Annotated in this window: 10 protein-coding genes; all 10 read right to left on the bottom strand. The window is 58.4% G+C overall.

The window, feature by feature from the left end; genetic code table 11:
- Positions 1 to 143 precede the first annotated feature (143 nt).
- Complete coding sequence (gene fusA / locus TL5118_RS04460) at positions 144 to 2,261, bottom strand: elongation factor G (RefSeq protein ID WP_058245459.1); 2,118 nt, start codon at positions 2,259 to 2,261, stop codon at positions 144 to 146.
- A gap of 21 nt (positions 2,262 to 2,282) precedes the next feature.
- Complete coding sequence (rpsG, locus tag TL5118_RS04455) at positions 2,283 to 2,753, bottom strand: 30S ribosomal protein S7 (protein ID WP_058245460.1); 471 nt, start codon at positions 2,751 to 2,753, stop codon at positions 2,283 to 2,285.
- Positions 2,754 to 2,765: 12 nt separating this feature from the next.
- Positions 2,766 to 3,137 carry a 30S ribosomal protein S12 gene (rpsL, locus tag TL5118_RS04450; protein WP_005621086.1) on the bottom strand — a complete coding sequence of 124 codons (372 nt, stop codon included), beginning with the start codon at positions 3,135 to 3,137 and terminating at the stop codon, positions 2,766 to 2,768.
- 317 nt (positions 3,138 to 3,454) lie between these two features.
- Positions 3,455 to 4,360 carry a DMT family transporter gene (locus tag TL5118_RS04445; protein ID WP_058245461.1) on the bottom strand — a complete coding sequence of 302 codons (906 nt, stop codon included), beginning with the start codon at positions 4,358 to 4,360 and terminating at the stop codon, positions 3,455 to 3,457.
- A 190-nt stretch (positions 4,361 to 4,550) separates the two neighbouring features.
- The gene (locus TL5118_RS04440; protein WP_058245462.1) at positions 4,551 to 5,378 is read right to left on the bottom strand and encodes a PhzF family phenazine biosynthesis protein; all 828 of its coding nucleotides are present in this window, start codon (positions 5,376 to 5,378) and stop codon (positions 4,551 to 4,553) included.
- A 104-nt stretch (positions 5,379 to 5,482) separates the two neighbouring features.
- Positions 5,483 to 9,721: a DNA-directed RNA polymerase subunit beta' gene (gene rpoC, locus TL5118_RS04435; RefSeq protein ID WP_058245463.1), complete on the bottom strand. Its 4,239-nt coding sequence runs from the start codon at positions 9,719 to 9,721 to the stop codon at positions 5,483 to 5,485.
- A 28-nt stretch (positions 9,722 to 9,749) separates the two neighbouring features.
- Positions 9,750 to 9,995: a hypothetical protein gene (locus TL5118_RS04430; protein ID WP_131727402.1), complete on the bottom strand. Its 246-nt coding sequence runs from the start codon at positions 9,993 to 9,995 to the stop codon at positions 9,750 to 9,752.
- Between the two features lie 6 nt (positions 9,996 to 10,001).
- Positions 10,002 to 14,141, bottom strand: a complete 4,140-nt coding sequence (rpoB, locus tag TL5118_RS04425; RefSeq protein WP_058245465.1) for a DNA-directed RNA polymerase subunit beta — start codon at positions 14,139 to 14,141, stop codon at positions 10,002 to 10,004.
- Between the two features lie 252 nt (positions 14,142 to 14,393).
- Entirely contained in the window at positions 14,394 to 14,771 is a 378-nt protein-coding gene (rplL, locus tag TL5118_RS04420) for a 50S ribosomal protein L7/L12 (RefSeq protein WP_058245466.1), read from the bottom strand.
- A 69-nt stretch (positions 14,772 to 14,840) separates the two neighbouring features.
- Positions 14,841 to 15,359 (bottom strand): 50S ribosomal protein L10, encoded by a 519-nt coding sequence (gene rplJ / locus TL5118_RS04415; RefSeq protein ID WP_058245467.1) that lies wholly within the window; start codon positions 15,357 to 15,359, stop codon positions 14,841 to 14,843.
- Positions 15,360 to 15,394: the final 35 nt, after the last annotated feature.

Below are 15,394 nucleotides of genomic sequence, written 5' to 3'. Positions count from 1 at the left end.
CGATGGTGCCGATGTTAACGTGCGGTTTGGAACGCTCAAACTTTTCCTTTGCCATGATGGCCTCCTTAGTCTGAATGAAGGGCTGATCTGCCAGCCCCCAAGTCTGGAAAGGGGGGACCGAACGGGCCGGTCCCCCAAATCGCTTAGGCGTATTTCGCCTGGATTTCTTCACTGATGTTCTGCGGCACCGGATCGTAGTGCGAGAACTGCATGGTGAACTGGGCGCGGCCCGACGACATCGAACGCAGGGTGTTGATGTAGCCGAACATGTTGGCCAGCGGAACGTTCGCGTCGATCGCGATTGCGTTGCCGCGCGGCTCCTGACCAGATACCTGGCCACGACGCGAGGTCAGGTCACCAATGATACCGCCGGTGTATTCTTCCGGGGTGATCACTTCGACCTTCATGATCGGTTCCAGCAGCTTAGCGCCTGCCTTCTTCATGCCTTCGCGCATACCTGCACGTGCAGCAATTTCAAAGGCCAGAACCGAGGAGTCCACATCGTGGTATGCACCGTCGATCAGGGCAACCTTAAAGTCGATCACGGGGAAGCCAGCCAGAGGGCCGCTGTCCATGACGGACTGGATGCCTTTTTCAACACCGGGGATGTATTCCTTCGGCACTGCACCACCAACGATCTTGGACTCGAAGGAGTAACCTTCGCCCGCCTCGGTGGGGGTGATGACCAGCTTAACGCGACCGAACTGACCCGAACCACCCGACTGTTTCTTGTGGGTGTAGTCAACTTCGGCTTCGTGGCTGATGGTCTCACGGTAGGCAACCTGAGGTGCACCGATGTTCGCTTCAACCTTGAATTCACGCTTCAGACGATCAACCAGAATGTCGAGGTGAAGTTCGCCCATGCCTTTCATGATGGTCTGGCCCGATTCCAGGTCAGTTTCCACACGGAAGGAGGGGTCTTCAGCGGCCAGACGGGCCAGACCCTGCGACATCTTCTCCTGGTCACCCTTGGTTTTGGGCTCAACGGCGATCTCGATCACCGGATCAGGGAAGGTCATGGTTTCCAGAACAACCGGCTCTTTGGCGTCGCAGAGGGTGTCACCGGTGGTGGTGTCTTTCAGACCCGCCAGCGCGATGATGTCGCCTGCAAATGCCTCTTCGATCTCGTCACGCTTGATCGAGTGCATCATCATCATACGACCAACGCGCTCTTTCTTGCCTTTGGTCGAGTTCAGGATGCTGTCGCCCTTGTTCAGAACGCCCGAGTAGATACGGGTGAAGGTCAGCGAGCCAACGAAGGGGTCGTTCATGATTTTGAACGCCAGACCCGAGAACGCCATGTCGTCGTCTGCACGACGGGCAATGTTACGCTCTTCGGTTTCGTCACCCGGTGCGAAGCCCATGTAATCAACAACGTCCAGCGGGCTGGGCAGATAGTCGATCACAGCGTTCAGCAGCGGCTGTACGCCTTTGTTTTTGAACGCCGAACCGCCAAGAACAGGAACGAAGTCCAGGGCCAGGGTACCTTTGCGAAGCAGCTCACGCAGCTTCTCAACCGAAGGCTCTTCGCCTTCCAGGTATTCCATCATGGCTTCTTCGTCTTGCTCAACGGCCGCTTCGACCATCTTTTCGCGCCACTCAGCAGCCAGGTCCTGCAGGCTCTCACGGATCGGTGCTTTGACCCAGGAAGCGCCCAGGTCTTCACCCTGCCACAGCCACTCTTCCATGGTCACCAGGTCAACCAGGCCTTCCAGCTCGGTTTCGGCGCCGATCGGGAAAGCAACCGGTACAGCGCGTGCGCCGGTACGGTCTTCGATCATGCGAACGCAGTTGAAGAAGTCTGCGCCGATCTTGTCCATTTTGTTGACGAAAACCATCCGCGGAACCTTGTAGCGGTCAGCCTGACGCCACACGGTTTCGGTCTGGGGTTCAACACCAGCGTTTGCGTCCAGAACACAGACAGCACCATCGAGAACCGCCAGCGAACGCTCAACTTCAATAGTGAAGTCAACGTGGCCGGGGGTGTCGATGATGTTCAGACGGTGCTTCGGAGTCTGAGCGGTTTGACCATCTTCGGTGCGTTCCCAGAAAGTGGTGGTCGCAGCCGAGGTGATGGTGATCCCGCGCTCTTGTTCCTGTTCCATCCAGTCCATGGTGGCCGCACCATCGTGCACCTCACCGATGTTATGTTCTTTACCGGTGTAGTACAGGATGCGCTCGGAACAGGTGGTTTTACCTGCATCGATGTGCGCCATGATACCGAAGTTACGGTATAGTTCGAGCGGATATTCGCGTGCCATTGGTCTAATGCCCCTATGGAATTACCAGCGGTAATGGCTGAACGCTTTGTTCGCGTCTGCCATCTTGTGAGTATCTTCGCGCTTCTTAACAGCGGCACCACGGGATTGCACAGCATCCAGCAGTTCGCCGGCGAGACGCTCTTCCATGGTGTTTTCGTTGCGCGAACGCGAGGCCGAGATCAACCAGCGGATGGCCAGTGCTTCACGGCGCTCAGGGCGCACTTCGACAGGAACCTGGTAGGTGGCACCACCAACACGACGCGAGCGAACCTCAACGGCGGGTTTGATGTTGTCCAGTGCTTCGTGGAACACTTCGACGGGGGCGCGTTTGATCTTACCTTCAACGCGGTCCAGCGCGTTGTAGACGATCTTTTCCGCAACCGACTTCTTACCGTCGATCATCAGGTTGTTCATGAACTTGGTCAGTACGCGGTCGCCATATTTGGCGTCGGGCAGTACTTCGCGCTTTTCTGCAGCGTGACGACGAGACATTCTTCGATCTCCTTACTTCGGACGCTTGGCGCCGTATTTCGAACGACGTTGCTTACGGTCTTTAACGCCCTGGGTATCCAGAACACCGCGCAGGATGTGGTAACGCACACCGGGAAGGTCTTTTACACGACCGCCACGGATCAGAACCACCGAGTGCTCCTGAAGGTTGTGGCTTTCACCCGGGATGTAGGAAATCACTTCGAAGCCGTTGGTCAGGCGAACCTTCGCAACTTTACGCATCGCCGAGTTCGGCTTCTTCGGAGTGGTGGTGTAGACGCGGGTGCAGACGCCGCGTTTCTGCGGGCACTGCTCCAGGTGCATCGATTTGGAGCGCTTGACTTTAGGCTGACGCGGCTTGCGGATCAGCTGTTGGATCGTTGGCATAGGGTCACTTTCCCGTTTGCTTCACAATGTTTTATCCGCGGCCAGGGCCCCGGACGATGACGGTTTGCGCAACACACGTCTGCATAGCGCAAAATCCGCGATGTTCCCGTACCGAGGCAAACAACGCGGTGAGTTTCCAGAGGTCGCAAGCTTCAAAGTAGCTTAGGACTTGGCCTTCTCAGTTATGGATTCGGCGTAATTGGGACGTCCCCCATGAGCCGGATGAAGCGGCATATAGGGGGAGTCGCACCGCTTGTCAACAGAGCCTGCCCGCGCTGGCCCGGCGCCATCGGACCCACGGGCTGGGGACTGGCCCCTCAGCTGCTGCGCACCGGGGTGTTCTGGCGCTTTTTGCGGCGGGCAATCTGGCCCTCACGGTAGAGCATGAACATGCCGCTGCCGACCACAATCGCCGCCCCCAACAGGGTCACAGGATCCGGCCAGTCGCCAAAAACCAGCCAGCCCAGCAGCAGCGCCCAGACCAGGCTGGTGTAGCGGAACGGCGCGATGAAGGAAATCTCGCCTACCCGCATCACCATGACCGAAAACATATAGCCCCCCATGACCATCAGCGCCGCCAGCGCGGTCACGGCCCAGGCGCGGCTGTCCAGACTGACCCACTCCTGCCCAAGGGCGCCCAGCCCAAAGAAGATCATCACCCCAACTGCACTTAGCGAGGTGACCAGCATCGATGGCACCTTCGGTGACAGCCGCCGGGTCGCCAGATCCCGCATGGTGATAAAGGCAACGGCGATCAGCACGTAGATCGAATTGATGTCAAACCCGTCCGGCCCCGGCCGGATGATCAGCAGCACCCCCAGAAAGCCAACAAAAATCGCCGACATCCGGCGCCAGCCAATCGCCTCACCAAACAGGATCGATGCGGCCAGCGTCACCGTCAGCGGCAGCGATTGCAGGATCGCGGTGACATTGGCCAGGGGGGAGACAAACAGCGCCGTCAGAAAGAAATAGGCCGCGCCAACCTCGGCAATCACCCGCAGCGCCACCAGCCCCCAGTCCTTGGCGGGCAGCTGCACCCGGTAGGCCCCCTGTTTCAGCGCCCAGCCCCCGGTCATCGCTGAGGTCATCACCCCACGCAGAAACAGCAGCTGAAACAGCGGCACCGTGCCTGCCAGCGATTTCATGAACGCATCGTTGAAGGTAAAGGCCGCCATAGAGGCCATCATCAACAACGCACCGCGCGTGTTGTCGGAAAGGGGCATGCTGCATCTCCATGAAAATCGCGCGCGCCCTCCTCGGCCGCGCGACTGGCCGACTGTGGCCAAAGGCTGCGGCAAAGTCAAATCAGGCGAAGTCAAATCTGGCAAAACCCGGTATCGGCGCGCGCCCCTTTCAATGATCAGCAAATACTTCCGCCGGAGGCCCCGCTTGCCTCAGGTGCAGCGCTACCTGTCAGTCAGTCGCCTCCGGCAGGGTAAGATCGGCGGCCATATAGGTCACCGCCTGCCCGCGCACCAGAACGCGCTCCCCTGTATCGGTGCACTGCAGCCAACCGCCGCGTTTAGACGCCTGATAGGCCAGCAGATCAGGCTTGCCCAAGACCTCCGCCCAATAGGGCACAAGGGTGGAATGGGTCGATCCCGTCACCGGATCTTCGGGGATGCCCGCCCCCGGCGCAAAATAGCGCGAGACGAAGTCAGCCTCCGAGTCAGCGTCCGCCCGCGCGGTCACCACCACACCAAGTCGGCCCAGTTTGGTCATGGCGGGCAGATCCGGCTCAAAGCCACGCACCGCCGCCTCATCCAGCAAAACAACAAACAGGTTTTCGAAGTTACGGAACAGCGCCTGTGGTTCCACCGCAAAGGTCGCGGCAATCTCCGGCGGCAGAGCCTCCAATGGCTCTGGCGCAAACCGGGGCAGATCCAGCTGATAGCCCACCTGCCCTGCCCCAGCCCGATCAATCGCCGCCTCAGTCACGGTGATCCGGCCCACGCGGGTCTCAAACTGCAACGGCCCCGCACAGCCCTGATGGGCAATCAACACATGTGCGGTTGCCAGCGTTGCATGGCCGCAAAAATCCACTTCCTGCGTTGGGGTGAACCAGCGCAGGTGCCAACCGCCTGCCTCCAAAGGCAGGGCAAAGGCCGTTTCCGCAAGATTATTTTCCGCCGCAATGTTCTGCATCAGCGCATCTTCCATCGGCTGGTCCAGCAGCAGAACTGCCGCCGGGTTGCCTTTGAACACCTCGCTGCTGAAGGCATCCACCTGATACATTTTCATCTGCCTCTCCCATGCAACGGTCCAATCCTCGCCGTGCATAACAGCAAAAAGGCCCCCGCAATGCGAGGGCCTTTCTATCTTTCTCAACCCAGGTGGGCAGCGACTTATTCGTCGCGGCTTTCCGGGGTGTCGACCAGGGTGTCGAAGCTTTCGCCACCAGCCATGTCGTCAATCGGCGCGGCCAGCGCTGCGGCGGCTTCTGCCTCTTCGCGACGGGCTTCCAGCACCACATTGTCACGCGAACGCGCAATGCGACGGACGCGATCGGTGGCGCCACCGGTACCGGCTGGGATCAGACGACCAACAAGGATGTTCTCCTTGAGGCCAACCAGACGGTCGCGCTTGCCCTGAACCGACGCTTCGGTGAGCACGCGGGTGGTTTCCTGGAACGACGCAGCCGACATGAACGAACGGGTCTGCAGCGACGCTTTGGTGATACCCAACAGGATCGGACCACCGGATGCCGGGCGACCACCGCGGGCGATGGCCTTTTCGTTGGCCTCGTCCAGTTCGGTCTTTTCGACGTGTTCGCCTTTCAGCAGGGTGGTGTCACCGCTGTCCGAAATCTCCCACTTCTTCAGCATCTGGCGCACAATCACTTCGATGTGCTTGTCGTTGATCTTAACGCCCTGCAGTCGGTAAACCTCCTGCACCTCGTTGATCATATAGTCCGCCAGCGCGCCAACGCCCATGATCGACAGGATGTCGTGTGGGGCCGGGTTGCCGTCCATGATGTAGTCACCCTTCTGGACGAAGTCACCTTCCTGAACAGGAATGTGCTTGCCTTTGGGCACCATGTATTCGACGGGCTCGCGACCTTCCTCGGCAGCCTCGATGGTGATGCGACGCTTGTTCTTGTAGTCGCGGCCAAAGCGCACGTAACCATCGATTTCGGCGATGATCGCGTGGTCTTTCGGACGACGGGCTTCGAACAGTTCCGCAACGCGCGGCAGACCACCGGTAATGTCCTTGGTCTTGGCGCCTTCACGCGGGATACGCGCAACAACGTCACCGGCCTGGATCTGCTGGCCATCTTCAACCGACAGAATGGCGTCCACCGACATCGGGTGGGTCAGCGGGTGACCCTGTGCGTTGCGCACCGGTTCACCATCGCCGTCCACCAGAATGATTTCCGGCTTCAGCTCATTGCCTTTCGGTGCTGCACGCCAGTCGATCACGATCTTCTGGGTCATACCGGTGGCTTCGTCGGTCTCATCACGAACGGCGATGCCGCTGATCAGGTCAACATATTTAGCAGTACCGTCTTTCTCGGCGATGATCGGCAGGGTGAAGGGGTCCCATTCGAACAGTTTGTCGCCACGGGCAACTTTCTGATCTTCCGAGACGAACAGCTTGGTGCCGTAGCCCAGCTTGTGGCTGGCGCGCTCTTCACCGTTGTCCATGATCTTCAGCTTCATGTTCCGACCGATAACCAGAACTTCGCCGTTGGAGTTGGTCAGAACCTGTGGGTTCTCAAACTCAACGGTGCCTTCCTGGCTGGCTTCGAGGAACGACTGCTGACCACCCTGTGCAACGCCGCCGATGTGGAAGGTCCGCATCGTCAGCTGTGTACCAGGTTCACCGATCGACTGTGCCGCGATGATGCCGACGGCTTCGCCGACGTTCACCGGGGTACCACGGGCCAGGTCACGGCCGTAGCAGGTGGCACAGACGCCATCGTCGCTTTCACAGGTCAGCGGGCTGCGGACCTGAGCGGTCTGAACACCGGCATCTTCGATGGCATCTGCCATACGTTCATCCACCAGGGTGCCACGGGCCGCAATCACCTCATCGGTGCCCGGCTTCATGACGTCCTCAGCGACGACACGGCCCAGCATACGCTCACCGATCGACGCAACAACTTCACCGTCGTTGACAGCAGGCTCAACCGTGATGGCGTTTTCGGTGCCACAGTCACGATCGCGAACGATACAATCCTGTGCCACGTCCACCAGACGACGGGTCAGGTAACCCGAGTTCGCCGTCTTAAGCGCCGTATCCGACAGACCTTTACGGGCACCGTGGGTCGAGTTGAAGTACTCGAGAACCGACAGGCCTTCTTTAAAGTTCGAGATAATCGGGGTCTCGATGATGTCGCCGTTCGGCTTCGCCATCAGGCCGCGCATCCCGCCCAGCTGCTTCATCTGTGTGACCGAGCCACGCGCACCCGAGTGGGCCATCATGTAAACCGAGTTCGGTTCCAGTTCGGCGCCGTTCTCATCGGTCGGGATCGCCGAGATTGTACCCATCATGGCGTCGGTGACCTTGTCGTTACACTTCGACCACGCATCGACAACTTTGTTGTACTTTTCGCCCTGAGTGATCAGACCGTCCATGTACTGCTGTTCGAAGTCTTTCACCAGATCGCGGGTCTCGTTCACGATGGTCCACTTGTTATCGGGGATCACCATGTCGTCCTTACCGAACGAGATACCGGCCTTGAACGCTTCTTTGAAGCCCATCGACATGATCTGGTCACAGAAGATGACCGACTCTTTCTGACCGCAGTAACGGTAGACGGTGTCGATGACCTGCTGCACTTCTTTCTTCCGCAGCAGACGGTTCACCAGCTCAAACGGTGCCTTGGCGTTCTGCGGCAGCAGGGCGCCCAGACGAACACGGCCCGGGGTGGTTTCAAAGATCTGCTGAACTTCCATACCGTTTTCGTCGATCTGCGGCACGCGGGCCTTGATCTTGGAATGCAGGTGCACCTCACCAGCGTCCAGCGCGTACATAACCTCTTCCAGCGAGGAGAAGACCATGCCTTCGCCCTTCATGCCATCGCGGGCGATGGTGAGGTAGTAGAGACCCAAGATCATGTCCTGCGAAGGAACGATGATCGGGGCGCCGTTTGCAGGCGACAGAACGTTGTTCGTCGACATCATCAGAACACGCGCTTCCAGCTGAGCTTCCAGCGAGAGCGGCACGTGAACAGCCATCTGGTCACCGTCAAAGTCCGCGTTGAACGCCGAGCAGACCAGCGGGTGCAGCTGGATAGCCTTACCTTCGATCAGCGTGGGTTCAAACGCCTGGATGCCCAGACGGTGCAGCGTTGGTGCACGGTTCAGCAGAACCGGGTGTTCGCGGATCACCTCATCGAGGATATCCCACACCTCGGGACGCTCTTTTTCCACCAGCTTCTTGGCTTGCTTCACGGTCGAAGACAGACCGCGCGCTTCCAGACGCGAGTAGATGAAGGGCTTGAACAGCTCCAGCGCCATCTTTTTCGGCAGACCACACTGGTGCAGCTTCAGCTCCGGACCGGTCACAATGACCGAACGGCCCGAGAAGTCGACGCGCTTACCCAAAAGGTTCTGACGGAAACGACCCTGCTTACCTTTCAGCATGTCGCTGAGCGATTTCAGCGGACGCTTGTTGGCACCGGTGATGACACGACCGCGACGGCCGTTGTCAAACAGGGCGTCAACGGATTCCTGCAGCATCCGCTTTTCGTTGCGGACGATGATGTCAGGCGCACGCAGTTCGATCAGACGCTTCAGACGGTTGTTCCGGTTGATCACACGACGGTAGAGGTCGTTCAGGTCGGAGGTCGCGAAACGGCCACCATCCAGCGGCACCAGCGGGCGCAGTTCTGGCGGGATCACAGGCACAACGGTCATGATCATCCACTCAGGACGGTTGCCCGACTCGAGGAAGGCTTCAACAACCTTCAGACGCTTGATGATTTTCTTCGGCTTCAGTTCACCGGTCGCCTCAGCCAGTTCAGCGCGCAGCTGCTCGGCTTCAGATTCCAGATCGATCGCCGACAGCATCTCACGGATCGCTTCCGCACCGATGTTGGCGGTGAAGGCGTCCATGCCGTACTGGTCCTGGGCGTCCATGTACTCTTCTTCGGACATCATCTGGCCGTATTGCAGGTCGGTCAGACCCGGCTCGATGACGACGTAGTTTTCAAAGTACAGCACACGTTCCAGATCACGCAGCGTCATATCCAGCATCAGACCGATGCGGGACGGCAGCGATTTCAGGAACCAGATATGTGCAACAGGCGCGGCCAGTTCGATGTGGCCCATACGCTCACGGCGCACTTTCTGGAGGGTAACTTCAACACCACATTTCTCGCAGACAACGCCGCGATACTTCATGCGCTTATATTTGCCGCAAAGGCATTCATAATCTTTGATCGGACCAAAGATACGCGCACAGAACAGACCGTCGCGCTCAGGCTTGAAGGTCCGGTAGTTGATGGTTTCCGGTTTTTTGATCTCACCGTAGGACCACGACAGGATACGTTCGGGCGAAGCCAGCGAAACGCGGATCTCGTCAAAGACCTTCGGCGGGGTCAGCGGGTTGAACGGGTTGTTGGTCAGTTCCTGGTTCATATTTTTGCTCCTTGTCGAGCAGCCACGTTCAGGCGGCCATGGTCAAAGCTAAGATCAGCAAAGATAAGATGATCAGAGCAGACGATATTTTGCATGATCTGGATGCGAACTCTCTGAGAAAGCCTTTCACGCCAATTACAGAAAGATCGTCTGAAGGCTCCCTGTGCCTTGCCAAAGTAATCAAAAACGCGATTAACGCTCCGATGAGGAAAAGCCCAGCTGTTGCCACAAGTAGCAACAGCCAGATTTGACCCATACTTGGCATACCGGCCACGTCGGATCACTCCTCTTCCTCCGCATCCAGGAGTTCCATATTCAGGCCGAGGCCACGGACTTCTTTGACCAGAACGTTGAACGATTCTGGGATGCCCGCTTCGAAGTTATCCTCGCCCTTGACGATGCTTTCGTAGACCTTGGTCCGGCCTGCCACGTCATCCGACTTAACGGTGAGCATTTCCTGCAGGGTGTAAGCCGCGCCGTATGCTTCCAGCGCCCAAACTTCCATTTCCCCGAAACGCTGACCACCGAACTGTGCCTTACCACCCAGCGGCTGCTGAGTAACAAGCGAGTACGGACCGGTCGAACGTGCGTGGATTTTGTCATCCACCAGGTGGTGCAGTTTCAGCAGGTATTTCACACCCACGGTCACGGGACGGGCGAACTGTTCACCGGTGCGGCCGTCGAACAGGATCGACTGACCCGATTCCGAGAAGCCAGCACGCAGCAGCGCGTCGTTCACGTCCAGTTCCTTGGCGCCGTCGAAGACCGGAGTCGCGATCGGAACACCACGGGTCACGTTGCCTGCAGCTTCCAGCAGATCCGCCTCTTCCAGGTTGGCTAGGCCTTCCTGATAGACGTTGTCGCCATAGGCGTGCTGCATCGCTTCGCGAACTGGGGTCAGATCGCCGGTGCGACGGTAGTCCTGCAGCGCGTCGTCGATTTTCAGACCCAGACCGCGTGCGGCCCAACCCATGTGGGTTTCAAGGATCTGACCAACGTTCATACGCGACGGAACGCCCAGCGGGTTCAGACAGAAGTCAACCGGGGTACCATCTGCCAGGAACGGCATGTCTTCCATCGGAACAACGCGCGAAATCACACCTTTGTTCCCGTGGCGACCCGCCATCTTATCGCCCGGCTGCAGCTTACGCTTCACCGCGATGAAGACTTTAACCATCTTCATCACACCCGGTGGCAGATCGTCACCACGACGGACCTTCTCAACCTTGTCTTCAAAGCGGGCGTCCAGGGCACGTTTCTGCGCTTCATACTGCTCATGCAGCGCTTCCACGATCTGGGCGTCACCCTCTTCTTCCAGGGCCAGCTGCCACCACTGACCACGGGTCAGGGTTTCCAGCAGGTCTTCGTTGATGACCGACGACGGTTTCACGCCTTTCGGACCCTTCACAGCAACCTTGCCGATCAGCATGTCGCGCAGACGGGCGTAGATGTTGCGATCCAGGATCGCCAGCTCGTCGTCACGGTCACGTGCAAGGCGTTCCACCTCTTCACGTTCGATCTGCAGGGCACGCTCGTCTTTCTCAACGCCGTGGCGGTTGAAGACGCGGACCTCAACAACGGTACCGAAATCACCCGGTTTCACGCGCAGCGAGGTGTCACGCACGTCGGAAGCTTTCTCACCAAAGATGGCACGCAGCAGCTTCTCTTCCGGGGTCATCGGCGATTCACCTTTCGGGGTGATCTTACCGACGAGGATATCGCCCGGCTCAACATCCGCACCGATGTAAACGATGCCAGCCTCATCGAGGTTGCGCAGCGCTTCTTCACCGACGTTCGGGATGTCACGGGTGATCTCTTCCGGACCCAGCTTGGTGTCACGGGCGGCGACTTCGAATTCCTCAATGTGGATCGAGGTGAAGACGTCGTCACGTGCAATACGCTCAGAAATCAGGATCGAGTCTTCGTAGTTGTAGCCGTTCCAGGGCATGAACGCGACGATCACGTTTTTACCCAATGCCAGTTCACCGATATCGGTGGACGGACCGTCAGCAACCACTTCGCCTTTCGAAACCCGCTGACCCACTTTCACCAGCGGACGCTGGTTGATGCAGGTGTTTTGGTTCGAACGCTGGAACTTGCGCATGCGGTAGATGTCTACGCCTGCATCGCCCAGCTCCAGATCTTCGGTGGCGCGGATAACGATACGCTGGGCATCGACCTGGTCGATGATACCGGCGCGTTTCGCCATGATCGCAGCACCCGAGTCACGGGCCACAACTTCTTCGATACCGGTCCCGACCAGCGGTGCCTCAGCACGCAGCAGCGGAACGGCCTGACGTTGCATGTTCGAACCCATCAGTGCGCGGTTCGCGTCGTCGTTTTCCAGGAACGGAATCAGCGAGGCTGCGACCGAGACCAACTGCTTGGGCGACACGTCGATCAGGTCAACGTTGTCACGCGGGGCCAGGGTGTAATCACCGGCTTGACGGGTCGACACCAGTTCGTTCTGGAACCGGCCTTCTTCGTCCAGCGAGGCGTTCGCCTGAGCCACAGTGTGGCGCATTTCTTCGGTCGCCGACATGTAGTGCACTTCGTCGGTGACTTTACCTTCGTTTACAACGCGGTAAGGGGTCTCAATGAAGCCATACTTGTTCACGCGAGCAAAGGTTGCCAGCGAGTTGATCAGACCAATGTTCGGACCTTCCGGCGTCTCAATCGGACACATACGGCCATAGTGGGTGGCGTGAACGTCACGCACCTCAAAGCCAGCGCGTTCGCGGGTCAGACCGCCCGGGCCAAGCGCCGACAGACGGCGTTTGTGGGTCACTTCCGACAGCGGGTTGGTCTGGTCCATGAACTGCGACAGCTGCGAGGAGCCGAAGAATTCACGCACAGCCGCCGCTGCAGGTTTCGCGTTGATCAGATCCTGCGGCATCACTGTGTCGATCTCAACCGAGCTCATACGCTCTTTGATCGCACGTTCCATGCGCAGCAGGCCAACGCGGTACTGGTTTTCCATCAGTTCGCCGACCGAACGCACACGACGGTTGCCGAGGTGGTCGATGTCATCGATGTCGCCACGGCCATCACGCAGGTCAACCAGCGCTTTGATGCAGGATACGATGTCTTCCTTGCGCAAGGTCCGCTGAGTGTCCTCAGCATCCAGCGCCAGACGCATGTTCATCTTCACACGACCAACGGCCGACAGGTCATAACGCTCGCTGTCGAAGAACAGGGTGTCGAACAGGTTCGACGCGGCCTCAACGGTCGGCGGCTCACCCGGACGCATCACGCGGTAGATGTCCATCAGCGCGCTCTCACGGTTCAGGTTCTTGTCCTGTACCAGGGTGTTGCGCATGTAGGCGCCCACGTTGACGTTGTCGATGTCCAGAACCGGAATCTCGGTGATGCCCGCGTCCAGCAGCTCCTGCAGGGAACCACCGGTCACTTCACCGTCTTTGTCGTATTCCAGGGTCAGTTCATCACCGGCTTCGACGTAGATCGCACCGGTTTCTTCGTTGATGATGTCCTTGGCAACGAATTTGCCCACGATGTGGGTGAAGGGCACCAGCAGTTCGGTGATCTTGCCTTCGTCGAGGATCTTCTTGACCGCACGCGGGGTCACTTTCTTGCCGGCTTCGGCGATGATCTCACCGGTGCCTGCGTCAACCAGATCATAGGCCGGGCGGGTGCCGCGCACACGCTCCGGGAAGAACTTGGTGATCCAGCCCTTCTGACCTTTTTCCAGTTTGAAATCGACGGTGTCATAATAGGCATCCATGATGCCTTCCTGGTCCAGACCCAGCGCATAAAGCAGGGTGGTCACAGGCAGCTTACGACGACGGTCGATCCGTGCGAACACGATGTCTTTGGCGTCAAACTCAAAGTCCAGCCAGGAACCGCGGTAGGGGATGATGCGGCAGGCGAACAGCAGCTTACCCGAGCTGTGAGTTTTACCTTTGTCGTGATCGAAGAACACGCCCGGCGAACGGTGCATCTGCGAAACGATCACACGCTCGGTGCCGTTCACGATGAAGGTGCCGTTCGGGGTCATCAGAGGCATGTCGCCCATGAAGACGTCCTGTTCTTTGATGTCCTTCACCGACTTGGCGCCAGTGTCTTCATCGACATCAAACACGATCAGACGCAGGGTAACCTTCAGCGGTGCGCTGTAGGTCATGTCGCGCTGCATGCACTCTTCGACGTCATATTTTGGTTTTTCCAGTTCGTACTTCACGAACTCCAGCACGGAGGTTTCGTTGAAGTCCTTGATCGGGAAGACCGACTGGAACACGCCCATGATACCTTCGCCGTCAGTCGGCATCTCGGCATCACCAGAGCGGAGGAAAAGATCATACGAGGATTTCTGAACCTCGATCAGGTTCGGCATCTCCAGCACTTCGCGGATTTTGCCGTAGTATTTGCGCAAACGTTTCTGGCCAAGAAAGCTTTGAGCCATGACAGGTGTCACCTTTCGTTTCTAACCGGTTGTGGCAGCCGTCGGGCCCCGGCGCCACGCCCATCCGAAACAGGTCAGTTTCGATCCATTCATGGCCTCTGTCCCACCAGAGGCCTCCCGATCGCTGAACCAGACCTTGGAAAAAACCTCACACCACTTGTGATTGAGGCCCTTGCCAAGACAGGTTCGGCTGGGCCCGAGAAACCCCGGACCCAGCCAAATCTTTTGCCAACCGGGTTGCCCCGGCGCTGATTACTTCAGCTCGACTTCGGCGCCAGCTGCTTCCAGCTTGGCTTTGATGTCTTCGGCTTCAGCTTTGTCGACGCCTTCTTTGACGGCTTTGCCGCCGGCTTCAACCAGCTCTTTTGCTTCTTTCAGGCCCAGGCCGGTGATGCCGCGGACTTCTTTGATGACGTTGATCTTTTTGTCGCCAGCCGACTTCAGGATCACGTCAAATTCGGTTTTCTCTTCGGCAGCTGCGCCACCGGCGTCGCCGCCAGCTGCAACCATTACCGCGCCGCCAGCGGCGGGCTCGATGCCGTACTCATCCTTCAGGATGGTTTTCAGTTCTTGTGCTTCCAGCAGGGTCAGACCCACGATGCTTTCTGCAAGTGCTTTCAGATCAGCCATTGTACTGTTTCCGTATGTTTAAGTGTGTTCCAACGTGTGAGCTTCGCCCCACGCAGATCATTAGGTTGCTTACGCGGCTTCCGCCTTGTCTTCGATAGTAGACAGGATGCCCGCGATATCCGAGGCAGGTGCGCCAATCGCGCCGGCGATGTTCGAAGCAGGTGCGCCCAGCATGCCTGCGATGGTAGCAATAAGCTCCTCGCGGGACGGCATCTTGGACACGGCTTCAACGCCAGCAACGTCGAGAGCGTTCTCACCCATGGCACCACCGAGGATCTCGAACTTCGAGTTGTCCTTGGCGAAACCAGCAGCAACCTTAGCGGCCGCTACAGGGTCTTCCGAGTAGGTCAGAACGGTCATACCCGTCAGGTATTCACCCATGCTTTCACAGGGCTTACCCTCAAGGGCGATCTTGGCGAGCCTGTTCTTGGCAACGCGGACCGAGGCATCAGCCTCACGTGCGCGTGCGCGCAGGTCCTGCATCTCAGCAACCGTGAGACCTGCGTAGTGGGCTACGACCACAACGCCAGAGCTGTCAAAGATCTGGCCGAGCTCTTCGACCAACTTCTCTTTTTGTGCTCTATCCACAGTTTCACTCCAAATTTGGGGGTTACCCCCCGGCT

This window comes from Thalassovita autumnalis, from assembly GCF_001458255.1.
In the GTDB taxonomy this organism is placed as follows: Bacteria; Pseudomonadota; Alphaproteobacteria; order Rhodobacterales; family Rhodobacteraceae; genus Thalassobius; species Thalassobius autumnalis.
Note: the sequence above shows the minus strand (reverse complement) of the source record. Positions and strands in the feature narration are given on the sequence as shown.

What these genes read in the sequence shown, in the direction of transcription:
- TL5118_RS04445 (WP_058245461.1), bottom strand. Translation starts at nt 4,360, where the DNA reads ATGCCCCTTTCCGACAACACGCGCGGTGCGTTGTTGATGATGGCCTCT.
- rpsG (WP_058245460.1), bottom strand. Translation starts at nt 2,753, where the DNA reads ATGTCTCGTCGTCACGCTGCAGAAAAGCGCGAAGTACTGCCCGACGCC.
- rplL (WP_058245466.1), bottom strand. Translation starts at nt 14,771, where the DNA reads ATGGCTGATCTGAAAGCACTTGCAGAAAGCATCGTGGGTCTGACCCTG.
- rpoC (WP_058245463.1), bottom strand. Translation starts at nt 9,721, where the DNA reads ATGAACCAGGAACTGACCAACAACCCGTTCAACCCGCTGACCCCGCCG.
- fusA (WP_058245459.1), bottom strand. Translation starts at nt 2,261, where the DNA reads ATGGCACGCGAATATCCGCTCGAACTATACCGTAACTTCGGTATCATG.
- rpoB (WP_058245465.1), bottom strand. Translation starts at nt 14,141, where the DNA reads ATGGCTCAAAGCTTTCTTGGCCAGAAACGTTTGCGCAAATACTACGGC.
- rpsL (WP_005621086.1), bottom strand. Translation starts at nt 3,137, where the DNA reads ATGCCAACGATCCAACAGCTGATCCGCAAGCCGCGTCAGCCTAAAGTC.
- TL5118_RS04440 (WP_058245462.1), bottom strand. Translation starts at nt 5,378, where the DNA reads ATGAAAATGTATCAGGTGGATGCCTTCAGCAGCGAGGTGTTCAAAGGC.